General features: G+C 63.8%; 12 protein-coding genes. All 12 read right to left on the bottom strand.

The features are described from left to right. Positions 1 to 151 precede the first annotated feature (151 nt). The 12 genes from pyk to hisF all read right to left on the bottom strand — a co-directional run bounded on the left by pyk (position 152) and on the right by hisF (position 15,420). Entirely contained in the window at positions 152 to 1,597 is a 1,446-nt protein-coding gene (pyk, locus tag E3T51_RS07395) for a pyruvate kinase (RefSeq protein ID WP_104192760.1), read from the bottom strand. 66 nt (positions 1,598 to 1,663) lie between these two features. Beyond that, complete coding sequence (locus E3T51_RS07390) at positions 1,664 to 3,121, bottom strand: glutamate synthase subunit beta (protein WP_134529184.1); 1,458 nt, start codon at positions 3,119 to 3,121, stop codon at positions 1,664 to 1,666. Then, positions 3,114 to 7,691 carry a glutamate synthase large subunit gene (gene gltB, locus E3T51_RS07385; RefSeq protein ID WP_134529182.1) on the bottom strand — a complete coding sequence of 1,526 codons (4,578 nt, stop codon included), beginning with the start codon at positions 7,689 to 7,691 and terminating at the stop codon, positions 3,114 to 3,116. The genes E3T51_RS07390 and gltB overlap by 8 nt, the downstream gene beginning before the upstream one ends. 148 nt (positions 7,692 to 7,839) lie before the next feature. Next, positions 7,840 to 8,829 (bottom strand): prolipoprotein diacylglyceryl transferase, encoded by a 990-nt coding sequence (gene lgt, locus E3T51_RS07380; protein ID WP_241989227.1) that lies wholly within the window; start codon positions 8,827 to 8,829, stop codon positions 7,840 to 7,842. Between the two features lie 88 nt (positions 8,830 to 8,917). Next, the gene (gene trpA, locus E3T51_RS07375; RefSeq protein ID WP_134529178.1) at positions 8,918 to 9,751 is read right to left on the bottom strand and encodes a tryptophan synthase subunit alpha; all 834 of its coding nucleotides are present in this window, start codon (positions 9,749 to 9,751) and stop codon (positions 8,918 to 8,920) included. After that, a complete protein-coding gene (gene trpB, locus E3T51_RS07370) occupies positions 9,748 to 10,959 on the bottom strand; it encodes a tryptophan synthase subunit beta (RefSeq protein ID WP_134529176.1) in 1,212 nt (403 codons plus the stop codon). Before trpB ends, trpA begins: the two co-directional genes overlap by 4 nt. Then, complete coding sequence (gene trpC, locus E3T51_RS07365; protein WP_134529174.1) at positions 10,960 to 11,730, bottom strand: indole-3-glycerol phosphate synthase TrpC; 771 nt, start codon at positions 11,728 to 11,730, stop codon at positions 10,960 to 10,962. A 19-nt stretch (positions 11,731 to 11,749) separates the two neighbouring features. Further along, positions 11,750 to 11,971, bottom strand: coding sequence for a DUF6704 family protein (locus E3T51_RS07360; protein WP_104192766.1), 222 nt, complete (start codon positions 11,969 to 11,971; stop codon positions 11,750 to 11,752). Between the two features lie 74 nt (positions 11,972 to 12,045). Further along, positions 12,046 to 12,729 carry a Trp biosynthesis-associated membrane protein gene (locus tag E3T51_RS07355; protein ID WP_166806410.1) on the bottom strand — a complete coding sequence of 228 codons (684 nt, stop codon included), beginning with the start codon at positions 12,727 to 12,729 and terminating at the stop codon, positions 12,046 to 12,048. Positions 12,730 to 12,740: 11 nt separating this feature from the next. Then, positions 12,741 to 14,297: an anthranilate synthase component I gene (locus tag E3T51_RS07350; RefSeq protein ID WP_134529170.1), complete on the bottom strand. Its 1,557-nt coding sequence runs from the start codon at positions 14,295 to 14,297 to the stop codon at positions 12,741 to 12,743. Then, positions 14,294 to 14,659: a phosphoribosyl-AMP cyclohydrolase gene (gene hisI / locus E3T51_RS07345; RefSeq protein ID WP_134529168.1), complete on the bottom strand. Its 366-nt coding sequence runs from the start codon at positions 14,657 to 14,659 to the stop codon at positions 14,294 to 14,296. The genes E3T51_RS07350 and hisI overlap by 4 nt, the downstream gene beginning before the upstream one ends. Then, entirely contained in the window at positions 14,659 to 15,420 is a 762-nt protein-coding gene (gene hisF / locus E3T51_RS07340; protein WP_104192770.1) for an imidazole glycerol phosphate synthase subunit HisF, read from the bottom strand. Before hisF ends, hisI begins: the two co-directional genes overlap by 1 nt. Positions 15,421 to 15,438: the final 18 nt, after the last annotated feature.

The raw sequence follows: 15,438 nt of genomic DNA, 5'->3' as shown, positions 1-15,438 counted from the left end.
TTCATCTGTTAAATCCCTGGTCAAACAAGTTTTATTTTTTTTACAGCGACTTCAATAACAGCCGTGCCACAGATTCATGGTGAACGAGTCGTCGATATCGACCAAAGCCCCGCTCCGTAGAAATCACGGCGCGGGGCTTTGGTCTCAAGCGTTAATTCTTGACGTACGCCGGCGCGACCTCGTTGTGGGCGTCGCCCACGCGGTGCACGCGAATGTCGTTCGTCGAACCGACGATTCCGGGAGGGGAACCGGAGATGACGACGACCTTGTCACCGATTTGCGCGAGTCCCTGGCCAATGAGGATGTCATCCACCTGGCCGAACATCGCGTCGGTGTGGGTCACCGGGTCCACCAGGTAGGTCTGGATGCCCCAGGTGAGGGCGAGGCGACGACGGATGCCCGCCTCCGGGGTGAACGCCAGCATCGGAATTTTTGACCGCAGACGCGACATACGGCGGGCAGAGTCGCCGGACTCGGTGAAGATACAGAGAAACTTCGCGTCGACGAATTCGGCGACCTCGATGGCGGCCAGTGTGATGGCACCGCCCTGCGTGCGCGGCTTGTTGGTCAGCTTGCCGATGCGCTCGAGTCCGTGCACCTCGGTGGACTCCACAATGCGGGCCATCGTCTGCACCGTGACAACAGGGTATTCTCCGACGCTGGTCTCACCACTGAGCATGACGGCATCCGCACCGTCGAGCACGGCGTTGGCGACGTCACTGGTCTCGGCCCGGGTGGGTACCGGGCTGAGGATCATGGATTCGAGCATCTGCGTGGCCACGATGACCGGCTTCGCCATGCGACGAGCGATCTCAACAGCCTGCTTTTGCACGATCGGCACGGCCTCGAGCGGCAGCTCGACGCCGAGGTCGCCGCGAGCTACCATGATCGCGTCGAAGGCGTCAACGATCTCTTCGAGGTTGTCGACCGCCTGCGGCTTCTCGATCTTGGCGATCACCGGAACCCGGCGACCTTCTTCGGCCATGATCTCGTGCACGCGCACGATGTCGTCGGCGCTGCGTACAAAGGACAGCGCGATCAGGTCAGCCCCGAGGCGGAGGCCCCAGCGCAGGTCGGCTTCGTCCTTCTCCGACAGGGCGGGAACGTTGACGGCCACGCCGGGCAGGTTGATGCCTTTGTTGTTGGAGACCGGGCCGGCGACGATCACCCTGGTCGTGACGACGACGCCATCCGTTTCGACGACCTGCACCTTGACCTTGCCATCGTCGATAAGCAGAAAATCGCCGGGGTGCACATCGTGCGGCAGTCCCTTGAACGTGGTGCCGGATAGTTCTTTGGTACCCAGTACGTCTTCGGTGGTGATCTTGAAAATGTCGCCGACGGCGAGGTCATACGGGCCGCCCTCGAATTTGCCCAGGCGAATTTTCGGACCCTGCAGGTCAACCATGACGGCGACGGCACGGCCGGAATCGTTGGCGGCCTTGCGCACATTGGCGTAAACGCTCTCGTGCACCTGATAGTTGCCGTGGCTCAGGTTCATGCGACACACGTCGACACCCGCGTCGATGAGGGCCCTGATCTGCTCGTAACTGGCAGCTGCCGGCCCAAGGGTGGCGACGATTTTTGCGCGTCTCATTCTGGTGAATCTCCGATTTCCGCGCTATTCAGGCGCATTTCGACGTGGTGCAGGAAGGCTGGTGGATTAGAGGGCGAACGAGCGGTCCGTGGGCTTGACGGGAGACGGCAGTTGCGTCTGTCCTTCCAGAAACGCATCGACCGAAGCGGCGGCGGCGCGTCCCTCGGCAATGGCCCAGACAATCAGCGACTGGCCACGACCGGCGTCGCCGGCGACGAAGACACCCTCCTGGCTGGTCTGGTAGTTTTCGTCCCGCTCAACGTTGCCGCGCTCATCGAAGGGAACCTTCAGCTGGTGGCCGAGGTCGTCTTGTTCCGGACCGGTGAAGCCCATCGCAAGCAACACCAGGTCTGCCGGAATCTCCCGCTCCGAACCGGCCTTGGGAACGCGGCGTCCGTCAAGGTACTCGGTCTCGGCGATACGAATGGCTCGTACCTCGCCGAAGTCGTTGGTGAGAAATTCGACCGTTGACGCGAGGTACTGGCGGGTGCCGCCCTCTTCGTGCGCGCTGGAAACCTCGAACAGGGTCGGCGATATCGGCCAGGGCTGGCTTTCCGGGCGGGTCGTGCCCGGCTGCTTGCCGATCGCCAGGTTGGTGACGGATGCTGCCAGCTGGCGATGCGCGGTGCCGATGCAGTCGGCACCGGTGTCACCACCGCCGAGTACAACGACGTGCTTGCCCTCTGCGTCGATGCGCGCTTCGATGCTTCCGCCGGCGCCGATCTTGTTCTGCTGAACCAGGTACTCCATGGCGAAGTGCACTCCGGGCAGATCGCGCCCCGGAATCGGCAGGTCACGCGGCACCATCGCGCCGGTCGCCACCACAACAGCGTCGTAGCGCGCACGCAGGTCGTCCCACGTGATATCCACGCCGATGTTGACGTTGGCACGAAAGCGCGTGCCTTCGGCCGTCATCTGGGCGAGGCGTAGTTCGAGGTGCTTCTTCTCCATTTTGAAGTCGGGAATGCCGTAGCGCAGCAGCCCGCCAATGCGATCGTCGCGTTCGAACACGGCGACGGTGTGGCCAGCGCGGGTAAGTTGCTGGGCGGCAGCCAGCCCGGCCGGTCCGGAGCCGACGACCGCGACGGTCTTACCGGTCAGGCGTCCGGGTGGCTGCGGCTGCACCCAGCCCTTCGCGAAGGCCTGGTCGATAATCGACACCTCGACCTGCTTGATCGTGACGGCGGGCTGGTTGATGCCGAGCACGCACGATGATTCACACGGGGCAGGGCAGAGCCGACCGGTGAATTCGGGAAAGTTGTTCGTCGCGTGCAGGCGTTCGATGGCCGCTCGACCTTCGTCGCGCCAGACCAGATCGTTCCACTCGGGAATAAGGTTGCCGAGCGGGCAGCCCTGGTGGCAGAACGGTACGCCGCAGTCCATGCAGCGGCCGGCCTGCCGTTTGAGCACGGCACTGTCACCCTGCTCGTAGACCTCTTTCCAGTCCATCAAGCGGATGGCCACCGGCCGGCGAGCCGGAAGCTCACGTTCCGTGGTCTTCAGGAATCCCTTCGGATCAGCCATTGGTTACCTCCAGAATTCGATTCCAGACAACGAGTCCGTCGGGATCGAGTCCCTCATCGACGGCCGTTTGTCGGGTCTCCAGTACGGCCGCGTAGTCGCGCGGCAATACCTTGACAAATGTATTCATGGTTTCTTCCAGGTTGTCGAGCATTCGCTTGGCCAGCGCAGAGTCGGTCTGGTCCCGGTGTTGTTCGAGCAGGTCGCGCACGATCTCACGGTCGACGCTTTCGAGCGCCAGCAGGCGCAACTCCCCCGAGGTCAGTGCGTCACGATTGACCCGTTCGGCGGTGAGCCCGTAGACGTAGGCCGTTCCGCCGCTCATTCCGGCTCCGAGATTGCGCCCGGTCTCACCGAGGATGACGGCCAGGCCGCCGGTCATGTACTCCAGGGCATGGTCGCCCACGCCTTCCACGACTGCGATCGCACCGGAGTTGCGCACCAGAAATCGTTCGCCGACAATGCCGCGAATGAACAGGCTGCCCTGGGTCGCCCCGTAACCGATGACGTTCCCGGCGATGACGTTGTCTTCGGCCGGAAATTGGCTGGTTCGATCGGGGCGAACGATGATCTGCCCGCCCGACAGCCCCTTACCGACGTAATCGTTGGAATCGCCTTCCAGCCGCAGGGTGATGCCGCTCGGCAGGAACGCTCCGAATGACTGCCCGGCAGACCCGGTCAGGGTGACCTCGATCGAGCCCGCCGGCAGGCCGTTTTCGCCATGCCGCAGGGTGACCTGGTTGCCGAGCATGGTTCCGACGGCGCGCTCAGTGTTGCGGATCGGCAGGTCGATGCTGATCGTGCCTCCGTGCTCGAGCACGCTCTGGCTGCGACGAATCAGCTCGTTGTCGAAGTGCTTCTCCAGTTCATGCTCCTGGGCGCGGGCCCACTTGCGCGGTTCGCTCTCGGAAAAGTCCGGACCGCTGAGAATGGGTGAGAGGTCAAGCCCCTGCGCCTTCCAGTGAGTCACCGCGCGGTTCACGTTGAGCACTTCACGATGGCCGATGGCTTCGTCAAGACTGCGGAATCCGAGCTCGGCCAGGTACTCGCGTACCTCCTGCGCGATGAACTCGAAGAAGTTCACCACGTGGTCGGCCTGACCGGCGAAGCGTTTGCGCAACTCCGGGTTCTGGGTAGCAACGCCGACCGGGCAGGTGTCGAGATGACAGACGCGCATCATGATGCAGCCAGAGACGACGAGCGGCGCGGTGGCGAAACCAAATTCCTCGGCGCCGAGCAGGGCACCGACGAGCACGTCACGCCCGGTCTTCAGCTGGCCGTCAACCTGCACGACCACCCGGTCGCGCATGCCGTTCAGCATGAGCGTCTGCTGGGTCTCCGCGAGACCGAGTTCCCACGGCGTACCTGCGTGCTTGAGCGAGTTGACCGGGCTCGCGCCCGTTCCGCCGTCGTGGCCGCTGATCAGAATCACGTCGGAGAGGGCCTTGGCGACACCGGCCGCGACGGCTCCGATCCCCGACTGGCTGACCAGTTTGGTGTGGATGCGGGCCTTCGGGTTGGCCCGTTTCAGGTCGAAGATGAGCTGCTTGAGGTCTTCGATCGAGTAGATGTCGTGGTGCGGTGGCGGCGAGATGAGACCGACGCCGGCAGTGGCATGCCTGGTGCGGGCAATCCACGGGTACACCTTGGTGGGAGGCAGCTGGCCGCCTTCGCCGGGTTTGGCACCCTGGGCAAGTTTGATCTGGATGTCCTCGGCGTGGGTCAGGTACATGCTCGTGACACCGAATCGACCGGACGCAACCTGCTTCACCGCGCTGCGCCTCGTCGGGTCGAGCAGACGGTCGATGTCTTCGCCGCCCTCGCCGGTATTGGACTTACCGCCGAGGCGGTTCATGGCAATCGCGAGGGTCTCGTGCGCTTCCTGGGAAATGGAGCCGTAGCTCATCGCGCCGGTGGAGAACCGCTTGACGATCTGGGAGACCGATTCGACCTCGTCGAGGGGCACCGGACGACGCTGGCCAGGGCTCAGCGTGAACATGCCCCGCAGGGTCATCAGGGATTCGGCTTGATCGTCGACCATTTTCGTATATTCGCGGAAGATGTCGTAGCGCCGGGTACGGGTGGCGTGCTGCAGACGGAAGATGGTCTCCGGGTTGAACAGGTGCGGGGCACCATCGCGGCGCCACTGGTATTCGCCGCCGGTCGCGAGGCGCTCGTGGGCGGTCACGGCGGCGTCCATCGGATAGGCGGATGCGTGCCGCGCCAGGTTTTCGACACCGATCACGTCGATGCCGACGCCGCCGAGCTTGCTCGTGGTGCCGGTGAAGTACTGATCCACGAACGACTGGGCGAGGCCGACGGCTTCGAAGGCCTGGGCACCGGCATAGGACGACACGGTGGAGATGCCCATCTTGGACATGATTTTGAGCACGCCCTTGCCGAGGGCCTTGATGACGTTGCGCACCGCCTTCTCGGGCGTGACGTTGGTGATGATGCCGCTGCGCACAAGGTCTTCGCAGGTCTCCATGGCCAGGTACGGGTTGACGGCGGAAGCGCCGTACCCAATGAGCAGGGCCACATGGTGCACTTCGCGTACGTCGCCGGCCTCGACCACGATTCCGACCTTCATGCGGTTCTCGGTGCGAATGAGGTGGTGATGCACGGCCGCGATCATGAGCAGCGAAGGGATGGGTGCGAGATCCTTGTTGGAATCGCGGTCACTCAGCACGATGAACAGCGCGCCGGCCTCTATGGCGTGGTCGACCTCGACGCAGATGGCGGCGAGGCGCTTCGAGAGCGCGTCTGGACCTTCTTCGACGCGGTAGAGACCACGAATGGTCGTTGTGGTGCGGCTGCCGATGGCGGGGTCGATGTGCTGGATCTTCGCCAGTTCGTCGTTATCGATGACCGGGAAGTCCAAAATCACCTGGCGGGCGTGCTCCGGACCGGCGGAGAGCAGGTTGCGCTCCGGCCCGAGAGCGAGCTTGAGGCTCGTGACGACTTCTTCGCGAATCGAGTCGAGCGGGGGGTTGGTGACCTGTGCGAACTGCTGGGTGAAGTAGTCGAACATGAGACGCGGACGGTCGCTGAGCACGGCGATGGGGGTGTCGCTACCCATGGCGCCCAGCGGTTCGGCGCCGGTTCTGGCCATCGGGGCGAGCAGAATGCGCACCTCTTCTTCGGTGTAGCCGAAGGTGCGCTGACGACGCACTACCGAGGCCGGCGGGTGCACGATGTGCTCTCGCTCCGGAAGATCCTTGAGGTTGATGCGCCCCTTCTCGAGCCAGTCTCCCCACGGTTCGCTCGCGGACAGTTCTGCCTTGATCTCCCGGTCGTCGATGATGCGGCCGGCCTTGGTGTCGACCAAGAACATCTGGCCGGGGCGCAGGCGGCCCTTCCGCACGACCCGGGCCGGATCGATGCCGAGCACGCCGATCTCGCTCGCGAGCACGACGAGGCCGTCGTCGGTGACGAGGTAGCGTCCGGGGCGCAGTCCGTTGCGGTCGAGCGTTGCGCCGACGAGGGAACCGTCGGTGAAAACGATCGCGGCGGGGCCGTCCCACGGTTCCATGAGCATGGAGTGGTATTCGTAGAAGTCGCGACGTTCGTCGTCGAGGTCGGTCTGGTTTTCCCAGGCTTCCGGCACCATCATCATGATGGCGTGCGGCAGTGATCGTCCCGACAGGCTGAGCAGTTCGACGACCTCATCGAAGGAGGCCGAGTCACTCGCACCCGGGGTGACGATCGGCAGCAGCGGTGCGACGTCACCGAGCAGCTCGGACTCGAGTTGGGACTGGCGCGCGCGCATCCAGTTGCGGTTGCCCTGCACCGTGTTGATCTCGCCGTTGTGAGCGATCATGCGGAACGGCTGCGCGAGCGGCCAGGAAGGAAACGTGTTCGTTGAGTAGCGCGAGTGCACCAAGGCCAGCGTCGAGGCGAAGCGTTCGTCGGACAGGTCCGGGTAGAACGGTTCGAGTTGCAGGGTCGTGACCATACCCTTATAGACGAGTGTGCGGCAGGACAGCGACACGAAGTAGATCTCGAGTTCGCGTTCGGCACGCTTGCGCAGTCGATAGGTCTGACGATCGAGTGCGATGTCGGCAAACGGCTCGCCCGACTCGGTGGTGCGGGTGCTCTGCACAAACAGCTGCTGGATCGCCGGCATGTTCGCGCGGGCCTGGATGCCGAGGTCTTCAGGGTGCACCGGGACCTCGCGCCACCCGATGATGGTGAGGCTTTCTTCGTCGGCGATGAGACTGATGGCACGTTTGATGGCGGTGCGAGCGGTTGGGTCGGTCGGTAAAAAGACGTTTCCGACGGCGTAGTGCCCGACCGGGGGAAGAGCGAACTCTGTGACGGCGCGCAGAAAAGCATCCGGTATTTGGGTGATGATACCGGCGCCGTCACCGGTGCCGGCATCGGAGCCAACCGCACCACGGTGTTCCAGGTTGCGTAGGGCATCGAGGGCCTGGGTGATGATGTCGTGTCCGGCGGTGCCCCGCAAGGTCGCTACCATGGCCAGGCCGCACGCGTCGCGCTCGGCCGCCGGGTCGTACAAACCGGATGCTTCGGGCATGTTGCTGAAGCGGGAGTAGAGAGGTTTCTGCGCCATTGAGACCGTCCTCACGAGATGACTGGCAGGAAGGGACGACGCTGGCCCGAAGGAGAAGTGCGAAAAACTGTAACCGTCGCCCTGTTCGGGTCAAGCCCATCAGCTGGCGACGCTACGTGTGTGTCAGCTGGGATGCAGCGACGTGACTCTACAGACGCGAAGCGCTCGTGCTTGTGGCTGGAGCTTCGGGTGATTCGGTGCGTTCATCGGCATCATCGCTCTGATTCGCGGAGCTTTGATCAAGATCATCCGAATCACTGTCCTCCGATTCTACCCCAGCGTCCGACCCGATCCATTCCCGGCCGGGCGAATACGGGCTGGGCTCAAGTCCAGGGTGGCGCTGGCGCTGTACGAGAATGATAATCAGGCCCAGAGCGATGGCAGCAACGGCCGCCCAGACATTGGTACGGATTCCGAAGTAGATTTCGCTCGGGTCGATGCGGATCGACTCAAAAAAGCTGCGCCCTAGTCCGTACCAGATGAGGTAGGCACCCAGCGTCTGGCCGAAACGGAGCCGGAATTTGCGTTCCAGATAGAGGATGACGGCAACGCCGAGCAGGTTCCAGATGATTTCGTAAAGGAAAGTCGGGTGGAACAGTGTGTCGGCCGGCAGCCCAACCGGGAAAGCAGGATTGGTCGGCTCGATTTCGAGGCCCCATGGCAGAGTCGTGGGCAGCCCGAACAATTCTCGGTTGAACCAGTTGCCGAGCCGACCGGTGGCCTGGGCGACGAGCAGGGCGGGTGCGACGGCGTCGGCGAAGGTCCAGAAGCGGATGCCGGCCATCCGGCAGCCGATGTAGGCACCAACTGCGCCGCCGATCAGCGACCCGAAGATGGCGTTGCCGCCCTCCCAGATGTAGAGCGTGCGGAGTAGGTCAGCGCCCTCAAAGAAGTAGTCTCCCGGGTGGGTGAGCACGTGGTAGATACGAGCGCCGACGATGCCGAGTGGAACCGCCCAGAGAATGATGTCAAGCACGACTCCCGGCTCGGCACCGCGCTTGGTGAGGCGGCGGGAGGTGATGATCGTCGCCAGAATGATTCCGGCGAGAATGCACAGCGCGTAGGCGTGAATACGGAACGGACCGAGGTCGAAGAAACTCCAATCGGGACTCGGGATACTCGCGCTGAGAAGATTCAAAGACACCGGGGTATTACCTTTCATCGTGACTCACGTCACCTGGAGCGAATCGATCGCCTCGAACTATTCAGTGTAGAGCGCGCCTGACTTACCCGGGGGTTGAAGCGGGGCGAATATCGTTCGCGCCGGCGGCGAGGTCGAGAGCCAGACGCGCAACGGCGGGCACTCCCCCGTCGGTCAGTGCTTTCACAAGGGCTGACCCGACAATGGCGCCGTCGGCGTAGCCGAGAATTTCGCGCACCTGCTCGGGGGTAGAGATGCCGAGGCCGACGCACGCGCTCGTGCAGCCGGCTGCGCGCAGCCGCTCCACCAGAATACGAGCGGCGGCATCGACACCCGCGCGAGCCCCGGTGGTCCCCATCGTCGAGACCGTATAGACGAAGCCACGGCTCGCTTCAATCGCCTGCACCAGCCGCTTATCCGAGGAGGAAGGTGCGGCCAGGAAGACCCGATCCAGACCGGTGCGTTCGCTTGCGGCCATCCAAACGGCAGCCTCGTCGGGAATGAGGTCTGGTGTGATGAGACCGGCACCGCCGGCTTCGCGCAGATCGTTAGCGAATCGTTCAACGCCGTACTGTACAACCGGGTTCCAGTAGGTCATGACGAGAATGGGCGCATCGACCTGTGCAGTAATCGCACTGATCGCTTCAAACCCGTGGCGCAGCTTGAACCCGTTGGCCAATGCCTGCTGGGTGGCCGCCTGAATGACGGGGCCATCCATCACCGGATCGGAGTACGGCAGCCCGAGTTCGATGATGTCGACCCCGTTGGCAACGAGGGCCACTGCGGCATCGATGCTCTCACTCAGTGTGGGAAAACCAACCGGAAGGTAGCCGATGAGGGCTCCGCCACCCTCGGAGCGTCGGCGCGCAATGGCCTGTTCCACCGTGCTCACAGCGTCGCTGGTGATTGGGGTCGTCATGACTGTTCCGCGCCTTCGTCGAGCAGGTCGAAGTACCGGCCAGCTGTTTCCATGTCTTTATCGCCGCGACCGCTGAGGTTGACCAGGATGGTCGCCTCCGGGCCGAGTGCGCGGCCGAGTTCGAGGGTGCCGGCGAGAGCATGGGACGACTCGATGGCGGGAATGATGCCCTCGGTGCGGCTGAGCAGCCGCAGGGCACTCATCGCCTCGTCATCGGTGATCGGCAGGTAAGTAGCTCGGCCGATGCTGGCAAGCCAGGCATGTTCCGGTCCGACACCTGGATAGTCAAGCCCCGCAGAGATGGAATGGGATTCGACGGTCTGCCCGTCTTCGTCCTGCAGCAGCATGCTCCGGGCACCGTGAAGTACTCCGGGACGGCCCTTGGTGATGGTGGCGGCGTGGCGTGGCGTGTCAACGCCGTCACCGGCCGCCTCATAGCCAAATAGTGCGACATTCGGATCGTCGAGGAACGCGTGAAAAATACCCATGGCATTCGAGCCGCCACCAACACAGGCGGTGACGGCATCCGGCAGGCTGCCGGTCAGATCGAGAACCTGCTGACGGGCTTCCTCTCCGATGATTTTTTGAAAGTCGCGCACCATGGCGGGGAAGGGATGCGGTCCGGCTACGGTTCCGAAGATGTAATTGGTGGTCTCGACGTTGGTGACCCAGTCGCGCATAGCGTCGTTGATGGCGTCCTTGAGCGTGCGCGAGCCGGTCTTAACCGGAACGACCTCGGCACCGAGCAGACGCATCCGTGCGACGTTGAGGGCCTGACGTTCCGTGTCGACTTCGCCCATATAGACAACGCACTCCAACCCGAACAGGGCGGCGACGGTGGCCGTGGCCACGCCGTGCTGGCCGGCCCCGGTTTCGGCGATCACGCGGGTCTTACCAATGCGTTTGGTGAGCAGTGCCTGTCCGAGGGCGTTATTGATCTTGTGGGAACCGGTGTGATTGAGATCTTCACGCTTGAGGATGATGCGGGCGCCGCCGGCGTACTCGGCGAATCGCGGCACCTCCGTGATGATGGAGGGGCGACCGGTGTAGTCGACGTGCAACTTCATCAAGGCCGCAGCAAAGGCTGGATCGTTCTTGGCGAGTTCGTATTCCGCCGTGAGTTCATCGAGCGCCGCCACAAGCGACTCGGGCACGAACCTGCCGCCGAAGTCACCGAAATAGGGGCCGGGCTGTGTACGTAGAGACATTTAAACCGCCAAAAACTCAGAGAGGGTTCGGATGGGATCGCTCGTGACGAGCGCTTCGCCCACGAGAACGACATCGGCGCCAGCGCCGCGGTAGTGCGCCACGTCGGCGGCCGTCTTGACAGCGGATTCGGCGACTCGGATAACACCGGACGGGATTTTGTCGGCGAGAGTGCCGAAGAGGTTCTGGTCAAGTTCAAAAGTGGACAGGTTGCGCGCGTTGACGCCGACCAGGCTCGCGCCGATGTCGAGTGCGCGGCTGACTTCGTCGCCACTGTGCGTTTCGACCAACGCAGTCATTCCGAGCTCGCGAATGAGATCATGCAGCGAGAGCAAAGTGGCTTGATCGAGCGCGGCCACGATGAGCAGCACAAGGTCGGCGCCGGCCGCGCGGGCTTCGAACACCTGATACGGCGTGCCGATGAAGTCCTTACGCAGGATAGGAATGTTTACCGCTGCCCGCACCTGCTCGAGGTCGGTCAGTGAGCCCTGAAAACGGCGACCCTCGGTGAGTACGCTGATAGCGCTCGCCCCACCCGTCTCATAGGACACTGCCAGGGCTGCCGGGTCCGTGATGGACGCCAGGGTGCCACGGCTCGGACTGGCCCGCTTGATTTCTGCGAGAATCTTGACCCGCACAGTGGGGGCCAAGGCGGCCAATGCATCGAGAGCGGGCGCGTGGGCGCGCGCCGCAGCCTCCACTCTCGCGAGCGGACGAGTGAGAAGGCGCTGATCGGCGTCAGAGAGCGCACCAGCGAGAAGTTCTTGGAGCACTAGGTCTCAGCGCCGCCGGTTAGTGCTCGGCCGACGTGGCGCTAACGCCGTAGCCGACTTTGCCGAGTACGTAGCCGACGATGAGCCCGGCTATAAGCAACCCGAAGGAAGCCCAGACGAGCCAGGCGAGGCTAAAGAAGAATGCTGTGGTGCCGATGGTAAAGGCAGCCAGCATGATGATGACCGCGATCCAGGCCGCCGGGGAGTGGCCGTGTCCGGGATCTGACAGATCGATGCTCATGGTTCTCCTCGTAAATACGTAAACACTGTATGCGTTGACAAGCAGGTCAAGTCTAGCGGAGCGACAGCGCGCCCTCAGCGAGCGGTCGGGTCTTCGCCGCGACTGAGGTCGTCCCAGTCGCCAACGGAGTCAGCCGGCGCAGGCTCGGTCGACGCATCGCTGGTCACCGCCGGCGCACGCTCGGTCGACGCATCGCTGGTCACCGGGGAAGCTGGCAGGGAACCGTCGGGGTCGGCAACCGGCTCAAACCGCACGGCCTGGTATTTGCGAGTCGGCCCGGGCCAGCGTGCGCTCGTCACGATGACGGCAACACCGGTCGCCGCCATAATGACAGCGGCGCCCATTGCGACGAACGGCCACGGGGTAACCACCGTGCCGAGAACGCTCAACTGAATGGATTCGTGTCCGGCAATTCCGGTCGCAGCAGTGACCGCAGCGGCACTGGCCTGAGACGGGTCCTCGACCGCGAGGTATGCGGCCAGAAAGACCGAGAACCCAAGGAGAACCTCAAGCGCGCCGAGCACGACCCTGATGAGGCGACCGGCGATGGTGAGGGCAGCGGCGAGGGCGAACCCGGAAAGGGCCAGCGCCGTCAGTGCCGGTGCGGCGACGGCTCCGTCGATCTCGAGCACCTGGCTGCCAGCGTCGGGCAGTGCCACTTCGGCGTGCACCCAGACCTGCGTCCACGCCAACATTGCCAGGGCGCTCGCGCCCAGAATGGTGAAAATGAGCACGAGTTTGAGGCGACGCGCGGGCATCCGTTCGTTCATTAGAACACACGCCGCATCGCGTTGGCGATGGCGACAGCGCGCAGGGGGGCTGCCGCTTTGTTCTGCGACTCCTGGTACTCGGAAGCCGGGTCGGAATCGGTGACGACGCCGCCGCCGGCCTGCACCCGGGCGATGCCGTCCTTGATGGTGGCGGTACGGATGGCGATGGCAAGGTCGGCGTCGCCGGCGAAGCCGAAGTAGCCCACCACTCCCCCGTACACGCCACGCTGAGCCGGTTCGAGAGCGTCGATGATCTCGAGCGCCCGCGGTTTCGGAGCGCCCGACAGGGTGCCGGCCGGAAAAGTGGCACGGAAAACATCGATCGCGGTCTTGCCGGCGACCAGGTTGCCCTCGACCGAGGACACCAGGTGCATGATGTGGCTGAACCGTTCGATGCGCATGAATTCGGTCACTTCGACCGATCCAGCCGTGCAGACTTTCAGCAGGTCGTTGCGGGCAAGGTCGACGAGCATGAGGTGCTCGGCACGTTCCTTGGGGTCTTCGGCCAGCTCGATCGCGTAGTCGGCGTCGGCATCCGGCGTTGTGCCGCGTGGTTTCGAGCCGGCGATCGGGTGGGTGAAGACGCGTTGGTCTTGTACCTTGACGAGCGCTTCGGGCGAGGACCCGACGATCCAGTACGGGTCTCCCTCCGCCGTTTCGAGGCTGAGCAGGTACATGTATGGACTCGGGTTGAGGCTGCGCAGCACGCGGTAGACGTCGATGGGGTGTGCGGTGCAGACCTGGTCGAAGCGCTGGGAGATGACGACCTGAAACACGTCGCCGTCGACGATGTGCTGTTTGCCAACATTAACGGCGGCAAGAAAATCGTCTCGCGTGGTGCGGTTGCTCGGCGCGCTCGGTGCCTGCAGGTCGACCTCGGCCAGCCAGGCTTCTCCGGGCGCGGCGAGTCGGGTTTGCAGTGAATTCAGGCGTGTGCTCGCGTCAGCCCAGAGCTGCTCGGGGGTGTTGGCGCCGTCGTTGAGCACGTTGGCGATGAGTTGCACGGTTCCGTACTTGTGGTCGAGAACGACGAGGTCGGCGACGAAGCTAAACGACTGGCCTGGTACCTCGTAGTCCGCCGGCGGCTGGTGCGGCAGGCGTTCGATCTGGCGAATCGCCTCCCAGCCGATGAAGCCGACCAGCCCGCCCGTGAGCGGGGGGTGCTCGGGCAGCCGCGGTGTCTGCCAGCGTTCGAACAGGTAGGCCAGAGCGTCGAGGGGTCCGAGTTCGGCTGCGGAGCCGAGCGCACGCTCGGAGGAGAGGCCGTAGTCGATCCACCGGGTGTCGTCGCCCTGTTGGGTGAGCACACCGAACGAGGAGACCCCGACAAAGGAGAACCGGGACCAGATTCCGCCCTGTTCGGCGGACTCCAGCAGAAAGCTGCCCGGCAGTCCGTCGGCCAGTTTGCGATAGATACCAACGGGAGTCTCACCGTCGGCGAACAGTTCACGGATCACCGGAATGACCCGGTGCTCCCCGGTTAACGCATCAAACTGATCGCGCGTCGTCGAACCGGCCGTACGCGAACCGGTTGCGACGGGGGTACTGTCGGTCATTCCATCGGCCTGTCCATAGTGATTGCGCCCAGGTCGCGCCCGTCAAAGCACGTGTGCGTGCCGGTGTGACAGGCGGCTCCAACCTGGTCGACCTGCACGAGCAGGGTGTCACTATCGCAGTCGAAGGCGGCGGACTGTACGTACTGGGCGTGGCCGGAAGTGTCGCCCTTCCGCCAAAATTCCTGCCGGCTGCGCGACCAGAAGGTCACGCGTCCCGAGGTGAGGGTACGGCGGAGCGCTTCCCGGTTCATCCACCCAAGCATGAGCACCTCGCGGGTGTCCCACTGCTGGATTACGGCGGGAAGCAGCCCGTCGTCACTAAATACAGCGGCGTCCAGCTGATCGGTAAGTTTGTCGGTCATCAGCGCACCAGCATTCCGGCGTCGGCGAGCTCACGCTTGACGTCGCCTATGGTCAATAGTTCATTGTGAAAAACAGATGCCGCAAGAACGGCATCCGCTCCGGCTCGGATCGCCGGCGGAAAGTGCTCCAGGCGACCGGCGCCACCGGAGGCGATCACCGGAACCCGACTGTTGGTTCGCATGAGCGCGATAAGGTCGGTATCGAAACCGGCCTTCGTGCCGTCGGCATCGATCGAGTTGACCAGGAGTTCCCCGGCACCCAGCTCGATCGCCTGCCGGGCCCAGGCCACGGCATCCAGGTCGGTCTCGGTACGACCACCGTGCGTGGTGACGACAAAACCGCTCTCGGTGCGTTCTGACCGTTTGACGTCGAGGCTCAACACGAGTACCTGAGCGCCGAACCGGTCGGCGATTTCGGCGATAAGAGCCGGGCGGGCAATGGCCGCGCTGTTGACGCTGACCTTGTCGGCGCCGCTCGCCTGCAGCCGGGAGACGTCTTCGACGGTGCGGATGCCGCCGCCGACTGTCAGCGGAATGAACACTTGCTCAGCGGTCGCGCGCACCACGTCATAGGTCGTCGAGCGGTTGTCCACCGTGGCGGTGACATCGAGGAAGGTGAGTTCGTCGGCACCCTGCTCGTAGTAGCGTCGCGCCAGTTCGACCGGGTCGCCGGCGTCGCGCAGATTCTGAAAGTTGACGCCCTTGACGACGCGACCGTTGGCCACGTCGAGGCAGGGTATGACGCGCACACTCAAACTCATGCGAGTTCTCCTCTCGCC

The sequence above is a fragment of the Cryobacterium serini genome, from assembly GCF_004404025.1.
In the GTDB taxonomy this organism is placed as follows: domain Bacteria; phylum Actinomycetota; class Actinomycetes; order Actinomycetales; family Microbacteriaceae; genus Cryobacterium; species Cryobacterium serini.
Note: the sequence above shows the minus strand (reverse complement) of the source record. Positions and strands in the feature narration are given on the sequence as shown.

What these genes read in the sequence shown, in the direction of transcription:
- pyk (WP_104192760.1), bottom strand. Translation starts at nt 1,597, where the DNA reads ATGAGACGCGCAAAAATCGTCGCCACCCTTGGGCCGGCAGCTGCCAGT.
- E3T51_RS07390 (WP_134529184.1), bottom strand. Translation starts at nt 3,121, where the DNA reads ATGGCTGATCCGAAGGGATTCCTGAAGACCACGGAACGTGAGCTTCCG.
- gltB (WP_134529182.1), bottom strand. Translation starts at nt 7,691, where the DNA reads ATGGCGCAGAAACCTCTCTACTCCCGCTTCAGCAACATGCCCGAAGCA.
- trpA (WP_134529178.1), bottom strand. Translation starts at nt 9,751, where the DNA reads ATGACGACCCCAATCACCAGCGACGCTGTGAGCACGGTGGAACAGGCC.
- trpB (WP_134529176.1), bottom strand. Translation starts at nt 10,959, where the DNA reads ATGTCTCTACGTACACAGCCCGGCCCCTATTTCGGTGACTTCGGCGGC.
- E3T51_RS07360 (WP_104192766.1), bottom strand. Translation starts at nt 11,971, where the DNA reads ATGAGCATCGATCTGTCAGATCCCGGACACGGCCACTCCCCGGCGGCC.
- E3T51_RS07355 (WP_166806410.1), bottom strand. Translation starts at nt 12,729, where the DNA reads ATGCCCGCGCGTCGCCTCAAACTCGTGCTCATTTTCACCATTCTGGGC.
- E3T51_RS07350 (WP_134529170.1), bottom strand. Translation starts at nt 14,297, where the DNA reads ATGACCGACAGTACCCCCGTCGCAACCGGTTCGCGTACGGCCGGTTCG.
- hisI (WP_134529168.1), bottom strand. Translation starts at nt 14,659, where the DNA reads ATGACCGACAAACTTACCGATCAGCTGGACGCCGCTGTATTTAGTGAC.
- hisF (WP_104192770.1), bottom strand. Translation starts at nt 15,420, where the DNA reads ATGAGTTTGAGTGTGCGCGTCATACCCTGCCTCGACGTGGCCAACGGT.